The sequence below is a fragment of the Streptomyces sp. NPDC059582 genome, from assembly GCF_042735715.1.
Taxonomy (GTDB): Bacteria; Actinomycetota; Actinomycetes; order Streptomycetales; family Streptomycetaceae; genus Streptomyces.
In genome coordinates this window covers 82,807-101,011 of the sequence record NZ_JBHWCC010000025.1, presented here as the reverse complement: position 1 = coordinate 101,011, position 18,205 = coordinate 82,807, and the positions used below count along the sequence as shown (strand labels likewise).

The following is an 18,205-nucleotide window of genomic DNA, read 5'->3' as shown; positions in this document are numbered from 1 at the left end:
TGCTCGCTGTTGCCACCGCCGCGCTCCGTGCCCCGGCTCAAGGAGCCTGGTACCAGGGCGGACTGATGTTCGCACGGTAGGCGCTGGTCAGGTACAGCGACTGGATGGACTTCTCGAAGAGCTTGAAGGGTAGCTGGACCCAGAAGTCCGCGAATCCCTGCCGGTGGAAGAGCCGGCCGCCGGTGCTCAGCACGAAGACGTTCTTCACCAGGCCGGTGGTGACGGCCGTGGTGAGCGAGGCCGCGGCGTTGATGCCGCCGTCCGCGAGGGCCTCCCAGCCGGAGAGTTTCACGGTGTCGCCGTTGGCGTTGCTCACACCCCAGACGGCCGCGTTCATGCTGCCGTTGACCCAGCCGGAGAGCACGCTGGTGAGGACACCGAAGGAGAAGTCGTAGGTGCCGCCGCGCCAGCGGGTGGCCGTCTCGTTGCCCGCCCATTCGTTGGCCCACGTCTTGTCGTGGTTGCCGGGCCTGCGGGTCCACGGCTTGCCGCCGTCGATGTTGGCGTAACCCGCCTTGTAGTCCCCGAGGTCCCGGAAGAAGGCGCCGCGGTTCTCGTGGATCGCGGTGCTCAGACCGGTCTTGATGCCCGCTCCGACCGCCGCGTTGGCGAAGGACTTCAGTGCGTCCTGCCCGGTGAACGGCTTGTTCTGGGCGGCGGCGACGATGCCGTTGACCGCGAGGTTGGCGCCGAACTCGAGCAGGAACTCCTGGCCGAACTCCAGCGCCGCCTTCTGGGCGACCGACCGCCAGTAGGGCTGGTAACGGGCCTCGCGCAGCGCGGGGTTGCCGCCGAGGCCGAACGGCCCTTCGGGGACGGTGGTGCCGGACCACGGCATCCGCTGGGCCTCGCGGACCCGGCGGCCCCAGCCGCGGATCTCGGTGAGCGGGCCCCGGAAGTCGTACTCGTTGCCGACCAGTCGCCAGCGGCCGAACGTGTCGCGTTCGAAGACCAGCCCGCTGTCGGTGCGTCGGGCGACCAGGTCGCCGTCGGCGGTGTAACGGTTCCACTGGCCTCGCCAGGCGTCCGTCTCCAGGAAGCCGCCCGACTCGGCGCGGCGCCGGCGGACCACGGTGCCGTGGTCGTACTCCTGCCAGACGGACCGGGCGGGGGTGCCGGGGGTGACGGTGGTGTCATAGCTGCGGACGCGCAGCGGGCCGGCGCCGCCGACCGGGGTCTCGCGCAGCGTGAGGTGCGGGCCGTGCGGGGTGACGCGCAGTTCGTCGCGGAAGTGTCCGGCGCCCGGCAGCCACTGGTCCTGCCAGGTCCGGGTCCGCGGGTTCCACCAGCGGCGGATCTGCTCGCCCGCACCGGGGTTGACGGGGGTGCCGTCACGCTCGTACGCGGTGGTCAGCCAGCGGCCGCCCGCGTCGAGGTCCGGGTCGCGCCAAGCGTCCGTGTACCGGCCCGAGTCGAGCATCCGGCGTTCGCGGACCAGCGCTCCGGCGGCGTCGTAGTCACGGTAGGAGTCGTCCCAGGGCAGCCGGGAGTCGCTGGAGCCGCGGAAGAACTCCCGGCGTCCGGTGGCGACTTCGGCCCCGTCCGCGTCCAGCTCGCGCCAGGTCCAGCGGCCGGAGTCGGCCGGTCCGGCGCCCTCGACGACGTGGTGCGCGACACCGTCGGGGTTGGGGTGGCCCTGTCCGACGAGGTTGCCGTGCGCGTCGCGGTCCACCCAGGAACGGTCGCCGGCGGGCGAGTCGGCGTACTCGCGCACGACGCCGCCGGGCCGTCCCTCACGGGCCACCCTGAGTTCGCTGCCCTCCCGGTACACGTCCTGCCAGAGCGCCCCGCCGGGCGCGTCCCGCTGCGGCACGCGGTAGCCGAGCCGGCCGCCGGACTCCTCCCAGGGCTGGTGCGCGAGATCGTCGGGCGCGTAGCCCGGGCGTCGCGCGTGGTCGCCGACCTTGAGGGTCGTGCCGTCGTACAGCTTGCCGGTGGAGCGTACGAGGCTGCCGTCGGCGGCCAGGTCGAGGGTGCTCCCGTCGAGCCCGACGTAGCGCACGCCGGAGGTGGTCGCGTCCGGCGCCTCCTTGGCCCAGGTGAACAGCTGGTAGGTGTTGTCGCCGCGGACGTGCGCGTACGGCGGCTGTGCCTGCTGTGCGCCGGGGAGCCAGCGGGTGCGGACCCAGGCGGGCGGGCGCTGTTCGCGCCAGCGTTCCGTGGTCAGGATGCCGCCGTCGCGCATGACCTCGCGCTTGCCGACCTCCTTGCCGTGCGGGGACTGCCGTTCCCAGGTGTCGGCCAGGGTGCCGTCCCGGCGCAGGGTGTGCTCCTGGTACTGGCCGGCCCGTTCGGGCCACTCCACGCCACCCCACTGCCGCTGGGCGACGCGGCCGTCGGCGGTCCGGTCGGTCCAGCCGCCGCCGACGCCCTCCCTGGTACGGGGGCCGGACGCCAGCTCGTGGCCCGCGTCGTCGTGGCGGTGCCAGGTCCAGGCGCCCTGCTCGTCGCGGACAGCCAGGGTGTGGCCGGGGCGGCCGTCGAACTTCTGGAGGCCGTCGCGGTACTCGCGGACGGTACGGCCGAGGCCGTCGGTGTCGCTCCAGCCGGTGCCCGCGGTGTCGTAGTGGCGGCTGCCCGAGCCGCGCAGTGCGCCGGAGTCGTCCCATCGCGCCCAGGTGGTACGGGGGTTGCTCCGGCCGAAGGCGATGGTGTCGGTACGGCGGAAGGAGTCGAGCACGTCCCCGGTGGCCCCGGGCAGCACCCGGCGCTCGAAGACCGCGACCGGTGCGCCCGTCGAAGCGAGCAGCCGCAGGCGTCCCTCGGCCGCGCCCGTGAGGTCGACGGCGCCGTGGTGGAAGGCGCCGACGGCCGTCGGGGCGCCGGCCCGGGTGGTGCGCTGCCAGGTGCCGGTGGCGCGGTCGACGACGTACTGGAAGTCGGTACGCCGGCCGCTGTCCAGGACGTTGAAGCCCTGGCGGACCAGGGTGCCGTCGGCCGCGAGTTCCAGGAACTCGCCGCGGCGCGCGCTGCCGGGCAGGGAGATCTCGACGCGCAGGGTGCCGTCGGTGCGGGTGGTGACGTTCCAGTCCGGCAGCCGCCGGCCCGCCGCGTCCTCCAGCCAGGCCGCGCCGTGGGGACCGTTCCCGGCGGCGGTCGGGGGCTGGGTGACGAGGTTCCGCCCGGCCGGACCACCGGGCAGCGGAGTGCCGGTGGCCACGAGGTCGCCGTGCGCGTCGTACCGGCCGAAGGAGCCGTCGGCCGCGGTGATCCGGTGGCCACCCGCGGGCAACGGGGTGACCTCCCGGACGAACCGGCCGGTCGTCCCGTCGAACAACTGGTGGCCGCCGCCCGGCGCGCCGATCTCGATGTGACCGGTCTGGTTGACCGTGACCGGCCGCGACGGGTCGGGGGTGAAGGCGTCGTCCAGCCAGCGCGCGGCGCCGCCCTGCGGGCGGTCGAGGTGTCCGCCCGGTCCGCCGTGGCGTCCGGTGAGCCGCAGGCCGTCGCCGGTGAGGGCGCCGTCGGTCCCGAAGGTCCGGTAACCGGTCGTGTGCGCGGTTCGGAAACCGCCGTTGCCGGGGAGGGCGGTGACGGCGTCGGGCAACGGGGTGCCGTGCGGGTCGGTGAGGCGGTGGCCACCCGATCCGTCCGGCTCCGCGAACCGGGTGCCGCGCTGCCCGGTCACGGGATCGGCGAGGGCCGTGGCGGTCGAGACCGGGCGGGCGTCGGCGTCGTGCAGGACGGACCGGCCGGACACGTCGTCGATGGTGCGCAGCCGGCCGTTCCCCGCGTCGACGACCCGCTCCGGCAGCGGGTTGCCGGAGAGGTCGGTGAGGCGGTGGCCGCCCGATCCGTCCGGTACGGCGATACGGGCGCCGCGTTGTCCGGTCGCGGGTTCGGCGAGGGCGCGGCCGGCGTCCTGCCAGTGGCCGTCGGGGGCGTATCGGGTGGTGGCGCCGGTCGTGTCGTCGACGACCCGGAATCCGCCGCCGTCGGGCAGGACGGTGACGGCCCCGGGCCGCGGGGTGCCGAGGGCGTCGGTCACGGTGTGCGCGCCGGCGCCGTTGTCGGCCAGGTACAGCCCGCCGCGCGTGCCGTGCGCGTCGGTGAGCGACAGGCCGGACTCCCGCAGGTGTCCCTGGCCGTCGTGCCGTACGGACGAGCCCGTGACGTCGTCGGTGACACGGAAGCCGTTTCCGGCGCCGAGGCCGGTGACCTGGTGGGGCAGGCGGTTGCCAGCGAGGTCGGTGACGTGGTGGCCGGCGCCCTCGGTGATCAGGACCCGGTCGGTCGCGGCGGGGGTGCCGTCCCGGCCGGTGAGCTGGAGGCCCTGGTCGAGGTGGTCGCCCTGGGCGCCGAAACGGGTGGTGACGCCAGAGCGTAGGTCGGTGATCCGCGTGGTGTCGTCGGGCAGGCGGACGACGGAGTACCGGCCTCCGTCCGGGCCCGGGACCCGGGACTCCTGCGGGCGGCCGTGGCCGTTGACGTCGGTGTGCAGACGCAGGCCGTTGGGCTGTCCGTCGACGCCCCTGAGCGGGATGTCGTCGGCGATCCTGGAACCGCCCTCGTTGTAGACGGTGACGGTGTCCGTCGCGGTGTGCCGCACGTCGAAGCCGCCGTCCGGCCGGGGGGTGACCGTGCGGCTGTCGTCCAGGTGCGACCGGTGGTCCACCACGCGGTGGCTGACGCTGCCGTCCTCGGCCGTGATCCGCTCGATCGTGAGTCCGTTGGGTCCGGCGACGCCGGAGTCGCTCAACTGGAGCGTGGCGACGGATGTCGGGACCGAGTCGGGCAGCGGGGGCAGGAACCCGGCGCCGACCCGCGCGCCTCGTTCGACGGCCGCGTCGTGGTTGAGCGCGCTCAACCGGGCGTCGATGTCGCGCGGTTCGATCCCGAGGTCGCGCAGGTTCTGGTAGGCGGTGCGGAAATCGGCCTGTGCGGTGGCCAGTTCGGTTCCGCGTTGCGCGTCGATCGCGCCGAGCGGCCGCGAGGTACTGCCGGTCGCGGGGCCGCCCCCCAGGTTCTCGACCCGGCCGAGCTCCTGTCGGGCCCGGGTCAGCTCGCTCCACGCCTCCCTGAACGGCCGCCCCTCCGGCCCCAGGATCGCCTCGGCACCGGCGTACTCCCGGGCCCAGGGCAGGTCCCCGCCCGCCAGGCCCGGTGCGGGTGCGGGCGCGGGTGCGAGGCGCGGCGGGGTCTCGCTCGTCGCGAACAGGCGGTACGCGTCGGCTTCGCGCTCGGCCCTGGTCAGGAGACCCTGAAGCCGGGTGTGCGTGCCCTGGTGGGCTCCTCCGGCGGACAGGGCGGCCCGGGTCCGGTCCGCCAGGTTGTCCAGGGCGTGGGCTCGGGCTCCCTGACCGACGGCGATGCTGTCGTACTCGTGGAGCAGCCGGTACGCGGTCGCCTCGGCCCGGGTCTGGTTGAGGAGCTGCTGCACGCCCGCGCGACGGGCCGAGTCCGGGCGGATGCGCAGGAAGTTGTCCGCCGCGGCGGCCAGTTGGTCCAGCGCCTGGGCACGCTCGGCCAACTGCGTCTCGGGGATGCGGTGGAAGGCGGCGAGACCGCGGTCGAGGACGTCGATCTGCGAGCGGGAGCGGATGCCCGTCGGAGTGGCGGTACGGCTCCTGAACACGGCGGGATCCAGCAGATCGGCCGCGACCGGCCCGGCCCCACCGGTGCGCGGCCCGACGGGCGGCCTGGGGGTACCACCGGCGTGCGAGGCGTTCGCGCCGTTCGGCGCGGGTGCTGGACGGAAGGTGTCAGTGGCGTTCTGGCTGGAGGACGGGTGGAGAGTGCCGTCGGTTTTCGGGGCGGGGGAAGGCTGGAGGGTGTCGCTGTCCTTCGGCGCGGGGGACGGCTGAAGAGCCTCCGAGTCCTTCGGCGCGGGAGACGGCTGAAGAGCCTCCGAGTCCTTCGGCGCGGGAGACGGCTGAAGAGCCTCCGAGTCCTTCGGCGTGGGAGACGGCTGAAGAGCCTCCGAGTCCTTCGGCGCGTGGGAAGTCTGAAGAGCCTCCGAGTCCTTCGGCGCGGGAGACGGCTGGAGAGTGTCGCCGTCCTTCGGCGCAGGGGACGGCTGAAGAGCCTCCGAGTCCCTCAGACCGGACGACGACGGGAGAGTCTCCGAGTCCCTCAGACCGGACGGCGACGGGAGAGTCTCCGAGTCCCTCAGACCGGACGGCGACGGGAAAGTGTCACCGTCCTTCAGAGCGGGCGACGGCGGGTCGATGCGTAGGGGATCCGCGGTGGTTTCGTCGATCAGCCTGGGGGTGTCGTCCGTCCCGAACCGGGGGCTGTCGTCCGTCCCGAACCGAGGAGTGTCGTCCGTCCCGAACTGGGGGGTGTCGTCCGTCCCGAACCGGGTGGTGTCGGTCGGTCGCGGCACGTCGTTGTCGGTGAGGTCCCCGCCCCGGGACGGCTTCGGCAGGTCGAGGTCGCGGAGCTGGGCGGTGCCGGACTCCGCCCCGCCCGATGTCGGGTCGTGTCCCGCCTGACGGCCGGGCGGAGTTCCCTCCGGATCGAGGCGGACGGGGCCGAGGTCCCCGCCGATCCGGGTTCCGTCGCCGGTGGCGAGCGAGGCGCCGTGGAACTCAGCGGAGGATGCCGGGCCGTGCGGGAGACCGGAGCCCCCGACGAACGGCGTCGGGATGTCCGGGCCGGCGCCGCCCGAGCTCGACGGCGCCGCGGAGAGGTCGGACGTCGTCCGTCTCGGCAGCAGGGCGGTGCGCCCCTTGTCCGTCAGATGCAGACCGTCGTCCATCCCCACGACCAGGTCCGCAGCACGCAGCGCCTTGAAGGCCTTGTCGAAGGCGGACCTGCCGAGGCCTACGGCCGCAGTGGTCTGGACACCGTCCGTGGAGTTCGCGAGCGGCCGGAATCCACCGGACTCGACCAGCACCCGGGCCATCTTCTTCGCCTGGGGAGTGGCGTCCGCCAGCACGTCGGTCAGCGCCCGGTCCACGGGGTGGTCCTTGAGGGCGACCAGCCGCTTCACGTCCAGGGAGGACCCGGCCGCCGTCACGGAGCTGCCGGCCCGCTCGACCTGCGCCGGCGGCTGCGGCTGCGGCTTGGGCTGCGGCTTCAACCTCGCCTGGATGTCCTCCAGGAGCTTGACGCGTTGGTCGAGCAGGCCCTGCGCCAGCACCTGGCGCTCGCCGGTGGCGGACGCGTGGAACGTCCTGGTCAGGTCGACCGACTGCTGGGCGTGCAGCTCCGCCTTCCTGAGGTGGTAGCCGACGGACTTGGTCTGCTTGCTCGCGATGGCGTTGTCCGCCTGACGAACGCGGTCGGCGGCCTCGTCGTACTTCTTGCCGGCGGCCCGCGCCGCCGGGTCCACCGTGCCGTCGGCGAGATAGCGCCCGTCGCCGTCCTTGTTCACGACCTGCAACGGGGTCGGCAGATCGGCGTGGGTCGCGATCCCGCTGGGGTTGATGGGCAGCCCGGAGGCGAACTTGGCTTCCGGCCGGTAGAGCTTGGAGACGACGGAGCCCAGCGCGTCGGTGTTGTCGAGGTTGTCGAGCAGCTTGAGCACATGGGTCTGGAAGTCGCCCCCTATGCTGGCCACTTCCCGCACCACCGACAGGGCCAGTGCCTCGCGCACGTGCTCGCCATGGAAGACCTCCTGCTCGAAGGAGACCGGGCGGGAGCTGCCGTCGGGGTACTGGTACGTCCAGCGGGCACGCTTGCCGACCTCGTCGAACCCGGAGTCGTACTTGGCGCCGCGGGCCAGGTCCTCGCCCCAGGTCAGGTGGCGCATGGTCTCGCGGTCCAGCGGGTGCAACTGGTCGTGCAGCGACACCCAGCCGCCCTTCTCCTCCAGCACCTTGGCGTCGAAGACCAGGGTGGTCGGCCCGTAGCGGGACTCCATCGCCTTGTCGCCGACCTCCATCCGGAAGAAGACGAAGTCGTCGTTGCCCAGGTTGGAGGTGTTCTTTGCCGAACTCTTGCCGGACGCGAGGAACTTGACGCCTCGGCGGGCCAGGTCGCCCTGGGACGACATAATGCCGCTGTTGGCGATGGCGTGGTAGGCGGGTGTCGCGTGCTTGATGCGGTACGGCAGGTTCTCCAGCCGGTCCCGCAGGGCGCGGAACGCCAGTCGGTCCGTGGGCGACATGCCGTCCAGCAGGGTGTCGAACTCCCTGCGCAGCGCCTTGACGTTCTCCTCCGAGAGCGTGCGCACGAATGAGATCTGCTCCCTGTGCGGCAGCTTGTCGAAGTCCCCGAACACCGTCTTCCAGCGGCCCTCGTCGCCGGGCAGGACGGACTTCCACTGCTGGCCGGTCGGCACCTCCGCGTACGCCTTGTCGGTACGGAAGCGCCGGACGAAGTCGCCGAGCGGGCGCACCCGCGCCACGGAGGTCTCCGTACCGAGGAATCCCTTGACGACGACGTGGGCGCCCGGTGCCGCCTTCTCCACGGCTTCGTCCACGACCTTCGCCAGATAGCGGCCCACGGAGGCCACCGGACCGAACTCGTTGCGCAGCGCGTAGGCACCGCCCAGCGGGGCGGCGTCCCTGACGAAGCCCTGGAGGCCCGCTTCGAGGTCGTTCACGGACCGGGTGAGGTCGCCGCTCAGCGGCTTGAGTTGCTCCGGTGTCGCGGTGCCGGTCGCCAGCGCCCGCTCCAGGTCCTGCGCCCGGTTCCGCACGGTCAGCGCCTGGTCGCGGATCTCCGTTCCGGTCCGGATGATCTGGTCCGGGCGGCTCGCGGCGCCGGGCGGCAGGCTGCGCGCCCGGACGTCGAGTGCCACGGCGTGCTCGCGCAGGACCGCGGCGCGCTCGATGTCACCGGCGCCCGCGAACTGGTCGACGAGCATGTTCAGTTCGCGTTGTGACAGCTCCCCCGCGGACACCTGCCGGGTCAGGGCGTCGTCCAGCGCGACCCTGGTCTCATCCACCCGCTTGGTGGCCCCGTCCAGCTCGATCCGCGCCTCGTTCCGCGCCTGGGCGGACTTGCCGACCTGGGACTGGCTCGCCTCGATCCTCTGGAGGTCGCGTACCGCCTGACTGTGGTCGGCCAGCACCTCGTCCAGACGCTGCGGCTGCGCCGTGGAGGTGGTGGCCTCGTCGACGGTGTGGGCGACCGGCGGGGGCGTCGCGTCCGAGGTGGCGGCTTCGGGGTGCGGGGACGCCGGGGTGTCCTGGTACATGCCCGCGACCACCCGCGGGCGTTCGGAGAGGCTGCGGGTGTACAGGGCGGTGAAGTCCGCGTCCATGCGCGCCGGGTCGACACCGAGGTCGGTCAGCCGGCGGTGCGCCGCGTCGTAACGGCCCTGCGCGTTCTCCACGTTCTGACGGATACGGATCTCGTGCACGCTGGGTCCGCTGGAGGACCCGGCGTCGCCGCCGCGCACCAGGTCCTCGGCGCGGCCCAGGTCGTGGCGGGTCTGGGCGAAGTCCCGCCAGGCCTCCCGGCGGGTCTGGCGCAGCGGATCGTCGGCGGCGCCGAACAGCGCGTCCACACGCTCTCCGTCCCGGATCCACAGCTGCTCGATCTGGGCGGGCGTGAGCGAGTTGTACTGTGCGGCCGTGACGGGCGTGTTCCGCCTGACCGGGGCTCCGGCGAAGGCGTGCGCGGCGTCGTCGGGGACACCTCCGGCGGGAACGGACGTGCCGCGAACGGCGTCGCCGGTGGAGGGGACGGGCGTACTGTGCACGGCGCCCGTGTCGGTTCTACCGGGCGCTCCGGCGAAGGCCGGGCTGTCCGTGGAGCGCACGCCTCCGCCGTTCTCCACCAGGTCGAGCGCGGCGCGCGAGTGCTCCGGCGGCGGCACCGCACCGCCGGCCGTGCCACGCGCCGGGTCGACGGGCGTGGGTACGGCGGAGCCGGTGACACCGTGGGTCGGCGCGCCACCGGGGCGGGGAGAGCCCGGGACGTGGAGGAGTTCGTCGAGGTGGAGCCTGGTCTGGTTGGCCGTCAGGGCACTGGTGGTGCGGTCGGCCAGGGTGTGGCCCGCGCCCGCGGGGACCGGGCTGTCCGGCACGCCGCGGGCGCCGCCGGCGAGCAGGTCGAACGCCGAGACCCCGGCGCCGGGGGTGACCTGGGTGCCGGTGCCGAGGGCGACGCCGGTGGCCGGCGGGGTGGCACCCGCCGTGGTTCCGGGGGCGACCGTGAGGTTCCGCGCGCCCTGGGTGCCCGGGGAGGACGTGGTCAGGTCGCGCGCCCCCGTGACGCCCGGCGGCGGCGCCTGCGTGCCGGACAGCACGGTGTGCGCGGGGCTCGGGCCCGGGGTTCCCGGGGTGAGCAGGTTGCCGGTCGTCGTGGTGCCCGGCGGCGGGGTGTGGGCGCCGGTGAGCACGGTGGTGGCGGGGGCGGTGTGGGTGCCGCCGGGGCCGCCCGACAGCAGGACGTCGGCGGTGGCCGCGGTGCCGGGCGGTGGTGCCTGTACGGCGGTGAGCGTGGCGTGGGTGCCGCCCGGGACGGGCCCGGCGGCGGTGAGGTTGACGCCGTGGGACGTGGGGGCGCCCGCGGAGGCGGGCAGGTAGAGACCGGAGGAGTGCAGCGTGGGGGCGGAGCCGCCGGCGCTGACGCCGAGCCCGGTGTCTCCGCGGCCCGGCATGGTCCCGAAGCCGTCCAGGTGCATGGCGTTCAGATGGGCCTTCGGGATGTCGACCAGGGCGTCCAACTGCCGTGAGGCGTGGAGGCCGAGCCCGGTGCGGTCGCCGAGGGCGCCGACGTCGCCCAGGTGCAGATCGGGCGTGCGCAGCGCGGACGACAGGTCCACCGGCCCGTTGGCCGTCTGGAAGGGCCGGGTGCCGACGTTCGAACCGGCCCAGTCGCCGAGCCGTACGTTGTTCAGCTGGACCCGGGGCATGTCGACCAGCCCGTCGACACCGTGGGGGCCGAGCGGTACCTGCACGGCGCTGACCCCGCGCCCGACCGCTCCGCCGAGCGGGGCACCGAAGATGTGACTGCCCATCACGCCACGCTCGAAGAGGCCGATGCGCAGGGCGCCCCGCAGCCCGTACTGGCCGATCTCGCCGGCGTCCACGGGGAGGATCAGGCGCAGCCACTTGCTGCCGCCGAGCTGGGCGACGGCGAAGTTCCAGGTGGCGCGGGCGCCGGTGGCCAGGCCGTTCCAGCCGGTGACAATGGCGCGGCCCAGGCCGTTCGCCCCGGCGGTGAAGCCGCGCCCGAGGGTGGACGGCAGGCCCCGCACCACGCCGGGGATGGCGCGCAGCCCCTGCAGGATCGTCAGTCCGCCGCGCTGGAAGGCCATTCCGGTGAGCTGGGGCAGGTTGTGCAGGCCCTGCATGACCCACAGGCCGTTCTGCCGTACCCAGGTGGTGCTCAGGCGTAGGAAGTCCTGGATGCCCGGCATCAGGGAGGTGAAGCGGAAGCCGTTGGTGAACAGGTTCCGCAGCCCCTGGAAGGCGCTGCGGGCCACATTGGCGAATCCTCTGCCGAAGGCGGTGGCACCGGCCTTGATGATCTGGAAGATCGGCAGGGCCTTGGTGGTCGGGGCGAGGATGCCCAGGCCGGCCAGGAACAGGTCGAGGAAGTTGGCGTCGCCCCGGGCGAAGTCGACGACGGTCTTCAGGAACAGCGTGAGGTTGACGCCGATGGCCAGCAGGGCGATGGGACCGCCGAAGATCAGCGCCGGGATGATCAGGATGATCGCCAGCCACTGGAACGCCTCCCAGAAGATCTCGCACTGGGAGATGGGCAGCTGGATGTTGGCGACGCCCCGGATGGTCCCGGCCGCCGTCGAGGCCGCCTCCGAGTGGTCGGTGCCCGCCTGCCTGGCCGTGGTGGCGTAGGTCTCGCGCTGCGAGTCGTCCTCGGACAGGCCCCGCCCCGCGGAGAGCGCGCCGTCGGCCGTCTGCTGCAACTCGGTGAGCTTGTCGGCCCAGCCGGTCAGTGCCGTCGACGCGGACTCGAAGGACTGGGCGACGTCCTCGATGTGACCGCGCAGCCGGTCGTCGACCTTGTCGCGCAGGGCGTTGGCGGCCTCGCCGACGAAGACGCTGTCACCCGCGGTGTTCATCACCGCGTCGATGGCGGTGCTGATCTCGCGCGCTGAGGTGCCGAGCCCGTTCAGCTCGGTGGCCAGCGTCCGGATCCGCTCGGGGTCGCCCGGCGTGGGGTCCCCGTCGAGCCCGATCGCGTTCCAGTCGGTCGGGCGTGGCATACGGGGTTCCTCCCGGAGGCGACAGAGCTCGGGGCGGTCACTCCCCATCGGACCACGCCGTAGGGGGCGGCGCGGTTCACGTGAGCTGCGTTACACGAGTCGTCCGCCGTGAACCGCCGTGGCCCCTGGTGCGTGGTCCTGCTGACCGGAGTCTCGACGGGGTACCGGGAGGCCTTCTCATGCCCGACCAACTCAAGATCGACTACAACGTCCTCAACGACGCCAAGAGGGACTTGGAGAGCCTCGCGTCGAGCATCGGCCCGCTGCTCGACAACAGCACCTTCTCCAGGATGGGGGAGCGTGAGTACAGCGAGTACAGCTCCAGCCCCGGTTACGAAGCGCTGGAGCTGCTCGGCGACGCGACCCTGGCCGAGGCGGTGGCCGACTTCTACGACAACGCCCACAGCACGATGAGCCGGGCGGACAAGGGCCTGAAGGAACTGGCCGGTGCCTTCGGATCGGTGGGCGAGGCCTTCCTGTCCTTCGACTCCGAGCTCGCCCAGGGCATGGGCGTCACGGGTGCCAACCTGGGCTTGCAGAACTACTTCCAGCAGAAGGCGCAGTGGGACTACAAGCAGTCCCATCTCGACCAGTGCGTGGCCGGTCCGGACGGCACGATGCCGGACTTCTGCTCGGCGACGGACCCCGGTCCGACTCCGCCGCTGGACCAGACGATCACGACGGAGCGCGGCAACGCCCACACGCATCTGACGCTGGACGCGAACAACCACGTGATCCGGGAGGAGTCCACCGTCACGTACGACGGCAAGACGTACACCTCGGTCACCAACTACAGCAACAACGGGCTGAGTTACACCACGGACTCCTCCTACCCGGACGGCAGCACCGTGCACTCGGAGACCAACCTGAACCAGGACGGCAGCGGTTCGATGGTCACCACCAGCAGCGACGGCGACCGCACCGAGTACACCCGCGGCGCCCGGGACGGCTCCGGCAACCAGCCGGACTGGCAGCAGGTGGGCGGCAACACGAACAGTGGCGAGGGTGGTTCCGACGACCCGCCCGACGACCCGCCGCCGCACAGCAGCGGCAGCAACCCGCACATCCAGTGACGCCCCGGTCCACCGTCCCGGGGACCGGACATCCGCAGCGAGAACGACAGGAACGAAATGGCGAACTACAACGGCATCAACCTCGATTACCACAAGATCGAGGAGGTCGTGGGTCTGCTGCACGACGCCCACGAGAACCTGCTCCCGGTGCTGAGCAACCTCCGCAACCGGGTCAACACCCTCGTCGACGACGGCATGGTGTTCCAGCAGTCCAGTGAAGTGATCCGGACCACCTACAACAACTTCGACACCAGCCTGCTCGCGGCCGTCAAGGGCATCAACGACTTCTCCGAGATGTTCAACGGCATCAAGGAGAACGCGATCCAGTTCGACCAGGGCATCAGCAACAGCCTCACGCAGTCGTCGTAACGACTGCGGCACACGCGCGTGCGGGCCGCTCCGGAAACACTCCGGGGCGGCCCACACGCGTTCGGGTCACTCGGCGCGCAGCGGCGTCAGCGGCACCTGGATGGCCAGCAGCGCACCGCCGGGGCCGGCCGTCCAGGCCCGGCCCGGATGCGTCATCGACCGGACCACGCTCTGCGAGAGGCGTACGCCGGCCAAGTCGCCCTCGGCCAGGTTCTTGGGCCCGAGCAGCATGCCGCGGCGGGCCCGGCGGGCGGCCAGGGTCCAGCCGCTCATGCCGCTCTGGAAGCCCTCCGCGGAGGCCGCGTACACCAGCCCGAGGCCCTGGTCGCGGCCGGAGACCGCGATCTCCTTCAGCACCTTGTCCGCGGCGGGGCTGGTGAGCAGGTCGGCGTCGTCGATCATCACCACCCGTGGGCCGGGCAGCGCGTCCAGCGCGGCCCGCACCGCGTCGGCGGACGGGTCGGTGTCGGTGAGCACCCGGGCCGTCGCGTGCCGTTCCAGCGCCCGCAGCGGCGAGTCACGCGGGGTGAGGACGACCAGCGAGGTACCTCCGGCCAGCAGGGACACGGCGAGCGCGGCGAGCGCGTTGCTGCGCCCCGAACCGGCCGGGCCGAGCACGCCGAACACGGAGGCGGAACCGGCGAGGTCGGCCCCGACCGGACCCCCGTCGTCGCCGCCGACGCCGAGCAGACCCCACAGCGGCCGCCGGGACGCCGCCGGAACCTTCTCGTACGCCTGGGCGAACTCCACCGAGCGCGGCAGTACGGCGATCCCGAACGGCCGCCGCGACTCCGGCACCTTCGCGTCCCGCTTGCGGGCGGCCTCGCCGATCGTGCGCAGCGCCTCGGCCTGCTCGGTGCCGCCGCCCCGGGCGAGCAGCGCCACCTGGGTCTCGGTGCCGCTGAGCACGTGCCAGCCGCGTCCGGGCGGGATGTTCGCCGGGATCTTGCCGGGCATCATGCCGACCGCCTGGTAGTCGGCCCGGTCGCCCTGGCGCAGCAGCAGCTTGTGGTCGTTGTGCGCGGCCATCCGGCCGCCCAGCAGGGAGCGTTCGGAGGTGGCGACGACGTGGATGCCGGCCGCCGCGCCCTCGCGGACCAGCCGGGTCACCTCCTGCACCAGCTGACCGTGGTCGTGGTCGTCCAGGATGGCCGAGAGCGAGTCCCAGCCGTCGATCAGCAGCATGATGTGCGCGGGCCGTTCGGCCTTGGGCAGCAGCCGGCGCAGCTCCGCGATGCCCGTGGCACTGTGCGTCTGGGCCAGGTCCTGGCGCTCGGTCAGCTCGTGGTTGAGGCGGCGCAGCATGCGCGCGAGCCGCTCCATGTCGTGCCGGGAGACCACCCCGCCGCAGTGCGGGAGCGCGGTGAGCGCGCTCAGTCCGCCGCCGCCCGCGTCGATGCCGTACAGGTGCAGGTCGGCGCTGCTGACGGTGCGGGCCGCGGATCCGGCGAGGGTGCGCAGGACCTGCGTTCGGCCGGACCTCGGGGCGCCGATGACGTACAGGTGCCCGAAGGTGGCGAGGTCGGCGACGGCCACCCTGCGCTGCTGGAGCTGCGGCACGTCCTCCAACGCGTAGGGGATGAGCAGGCGTCCCTCACGGCTGGAGCCGAGTGCGTCGAGGTCGGCGAGGAGGAGTTCGTCCTCGAGCGGCGGCAGCCAGGGGCTGGGCTGGGGGGTGAAGTCCGCCAGCCGGTCCGCGGCCGTGCGGATCTCGCCCACCAGGGTCTGCAGGTCGGTGGGGGCCGGCCCCTGCGGCCGTCCGGCGGCGACGGTCACCGTCTCGGCCGGGAGTTCCACGGGTCGGCCGAGGCCGTCCCAGCCCACCTCGACGGCACGCACCTGGCTGCGCGGGCCCGGGGCGGGTTCGGGGGTGCCGTCGGCCGGCTTCCCGGCCGGCCGTTCGGCGCCCACCCAGGCGGTCTGGAAGGGCTCCGCCGAGCGCGGGCCCCGCCGTACGAGGGCCCGGCCCGGGGTGCTGGAGGAGATGTCGACGGCGTCGTTGACGTCGATGATGTCCTGGCTCTCGGTCTGGTCGGTGACCCGCAGCGCGATCCGCAGGTTGGTGTTGGCGCGGATGTCGCCGGTGACCACGCCGGCCGGGCGCTGGGTGGCCAGGATCAGGTGGATGCCGAGCGACCGGCCGCGCTGGGCGATGCTGATCAGACCGGGGACGAAGTCGGGTACCTCGCGGACCAGGGTGGCGAACTCGTCGATGACGAGGACGAGTCGGGGCAGCGGTGCGAGCTCGGGGTCGGCGGCGCGCTTGGCCCGGTACTCGGGGTGGTCCTTGGCGTCGGCGGCGGCGAGGACCTGTTCGCGGCGGCGCAGTTCGGCGCCCAGCGACTCCAGGGCGCGTTCCACGAGGTGGGCGTCGAGGTCGGTCACCATGCCGAGGGTGTGCGGGAGGTGCGCGCACTCCTTGAAGGCGCTGCCGCCCTTGTAGTCGACGAGGACGAACGTCAGCTCGTCGGGCCGGTTGGCGGCGGCGAGCGAGGCGACGAAGGTCTGGAGCAGCTCCGACTTGCCGGAGCCGGTGGTGCCGGCCACCAGGCCGTGCGGGCCGTCCTGCACCAGGTCCAGGGAGAGCGGACCCTCGAAGCCGGACCCGAGCATGAAGGTGGTGGAGGCCGGCTGTCGCGCCCAGCCGTCCAACAGTGCGCCGGCGTCCGGAGGTTCCTGCTCCAACAGGTCCAACAGCCTTACCCGCTGCGGCAGTCCGGCGTCGTACTCCGGGCTGACGTCGCGTACGGGGGCCAGGGCGCGGGCCAGTTGCTCGCACCACTCGGGGCTCACTCCGTCGGCCCGGACCGCGGGGACGTCCGCGGCGCCCGGCCGCTTGACGGTCAGCCGGCCGCGCTCGGCGAGCACCACGCCGGTGCTCTCCTCGGGCAGCAGCCGTTCCTGCTCGTCGAGACAGACGCTGAAGATCCGTACCCGGGGTCCGTCGGTGAGGACCTGGACCATGCCGGGCACGTCCCGCAGGCGCCGGGCCCCGTCGGCGATCACCAGTACGTCGGGGCCGGTGAACACGGCGTTGCGGTCGGAGCCCGCCGAACGGCGGCGGGACTGGACCTGGGCGACCAGTTCGGTGACCCGTGCGGCGGTGGACTCGGGGTCGTTGCCGACCAGCACCGCGGGACCGCCGGCCGTGGCCGGGCGCAGGTGCGGCAGCCATCGCGTCCAGGTCCAGTCGTCGGCCCGTCCGGGTTCGGTCAGCACCACGATCCGCAGGTCGCGGGGGCTGTGCAGGACGGCGGCCTGCGCCACCAGCCAGCGGGCCAGCGGCTGCGCCTCGGCGGCCGGGCCCGCCACGCCGACCACGCCGTGCGCGCAGACGTCGACGCCGATCGGCGTGTCCGGGATGTTCCAGCGGATGGAGCGGTGGTTCTCGTCGCGGGCCGGGTCCTCCAACTCGCGTACCGAGGGCTGGTCCACGGTGCCCAGCCGCAGCACCAGGTGGTCCGGGTCGTGCCGGCGCCGCTCCCAGAGCCGGCCGCCGGGGCCGGTCGCGATCAGGGCGACGGCGGCCGGGTCGGGACCGGTGGTGTCACGCACCCGGTCCTCCCGGGCGACGGCGTCCCGGACCTGCTCCTCCACGACCGTGCGGCGCTGCTTGTACGCCCGCTCGGACTCCTCGTACTGCTTGCGGGCCGAACGGCGGCCGGTGGCCCAGTTCGACAGCATCATCAGCGGGCTCATGAACAGGAAGACGAGGAAGTAGTACGACTTGAAGATGCTGACCATGAACAGGCCGAGGATGATCGGCGACACCATCATGACGGCCGGGAAGGGCCGCTTGCCGGGCGGCGACGGCGGCTGCGGCAGCCGGACCCGCTCGGCGTCCAGGTGCGGGGGGATGCGCGGCGGCCGGTTGTAGTCGACGCCGAACCCGTCGGCGGAGGGCGTCACGGCAGCGTCGGCCTCGACCGGTGCGGTGAGTCGCAGCAGGACCGGGCCGACGGTCAGGTCCTCGCCGTCCGGCCAGGGCACCGGCCCCGGTCCGGCCGGACGTTCGGCGGGGGCCTGCGGGCGCGGCCACCGTAGGGCGGTGACGGCGTCGTCGGGTGGCGGCGCGGCCAGCCGCGCGCGGACCGTGTCGCCGGGTTCCTCGTCGGTGCGGTACCAGCAGGCGGTGCCGTCCGCGCCGACCGTCACCCACAGGCCGGACCCGGGCACGCCTTCCTCGGCGCCGTCGAGACGGATCGCGCACAGCGCGTCGGTACCGATCTCGTGGCTGCCGGGGCCGAGCCGCCAGGTGCGTCCCGCGCCGGGGCCGGAGACGACGTGCACCTCGGCGAGGACCGCGTCCTCGTCGACGCCGTACGGGCCGTACGGGCCGTACGCGTCGCCCGTGGCGGCTGTGGTGTCCGCGGAGTCGGTGATGCGGACCAGGTCGGGCGTGCGGGCCGGACCGCCGAGGCCGAGCAGGCTGCCGTCGCGCACACCGCTGCCGGCGACGGCGGAGTCCGGGTCGAGGCGTCGGTCGCCCGCGTACAGATCGCTGACCGGCGGGGCGCCGGCCGACGCCCAGTCCGCTCCGCGCTCGGTCTCCTGGGCGTCCTGGGTGAGTGCGGCGGCGAGTTCGCCGACGGTGGCGTTCGAGGGCAGCCGCACATGGTGGTCGCGGCGCTGTCCGTCCGTGGTGTCGACGGTGGTGATGGTGAGGTTCACGGCTCCCAGCCGGGGGTCGTAC

4 protein-coding genes are annotated in these 18,205 nt (G+C 73.2%); 2 read left to right on the top strand and 2 right to left on the bottom strand.

Going from position 1 to position 18,205, the window contains the following annotated elements:
* Positions 1 to 37: 37 nt before the first annotated feature.
* A complete protein-coding gene (locus ACFV0T_RS22035; RefSeq protein WP_385781607.1) occupies positions 38 to 12,070 on the bottom strand; it encodes a hypothetical protein in 12,033 nt (4,010 codons plus the stop codon).
* Between the two features lie 179 nt (positions 12,071 to 12,249).
* On the opposite strand from ACFV0T_RS22035, the gene ACFV0T_RS22030 reads away from it, so the two are divergent.
* On the top strand, positions 12,250 to 13,143 hold the full coding sequence (locus tag ACFV0T_RS22030; RefSeq protein WP_385781605.1) for a hypothetical protein: 894 nt from the start codon (positions 12,250 to 12,252) through the stop codon (positions 13,141 to 13,143).
* Positions 13,144 to 13,200: 57 nt separating this feature from the next.
* Complete coding sequence (locus tag ACFV0T_RS22025) at positions 13,201 to 13,512, top strand: hypothetical protein (protein WP_385781602.1); 312 nt, start codon at positions 13,201 to 13,203, stop codon at positions 13,510 to 13,512.
* Positions 13,513 to 13,578: 66 nt separating this feature from the next.
* Here the strand turns inward: ACFV0T_RS22025 and ACFV0T_RS22020 are convergent, their stop codons facing one another.
* Complete coding sequence (locus ACFV0T_RS22020; RefSeq protein WP_385781599.1) at positions 13,579 to 18,183, bottom strand: FtsK/SpoIIIE domain-containing protein; 4,605 nt, start codon at positions 18,181 to 18,183, stop codon at positions 13,579 to 13,581.
* Between the last annotated feature and the right edge of the window lie 22 nt (positions 18,184 to 18,205).

Excerpts from the sequence above, each read along its gene's own strand:
- ACFV0T_RS22035 (WP_385781607.1), bottom strand. The coding sequence starts at position 12,070 with ATGCCACGCCCGACCGACTGGAACGCGATCGGGCTCGACGGGGACCCC.
- ACFV0T_RS22030 (WP_385781605.1), top strand. The coding sequence starts at position 12,250 with ATGCCCGACCAACTCAAGATCGACTACAACGTCCTCAACGACGCCAAG.
- ACFV0T_RS22025 (WP_385781602.1), top strand. The coding sequence starts at position 13,201 with ATGGCGAACTACAACGGCATCAACCTCGATTACCACAAGATCGAGGAG.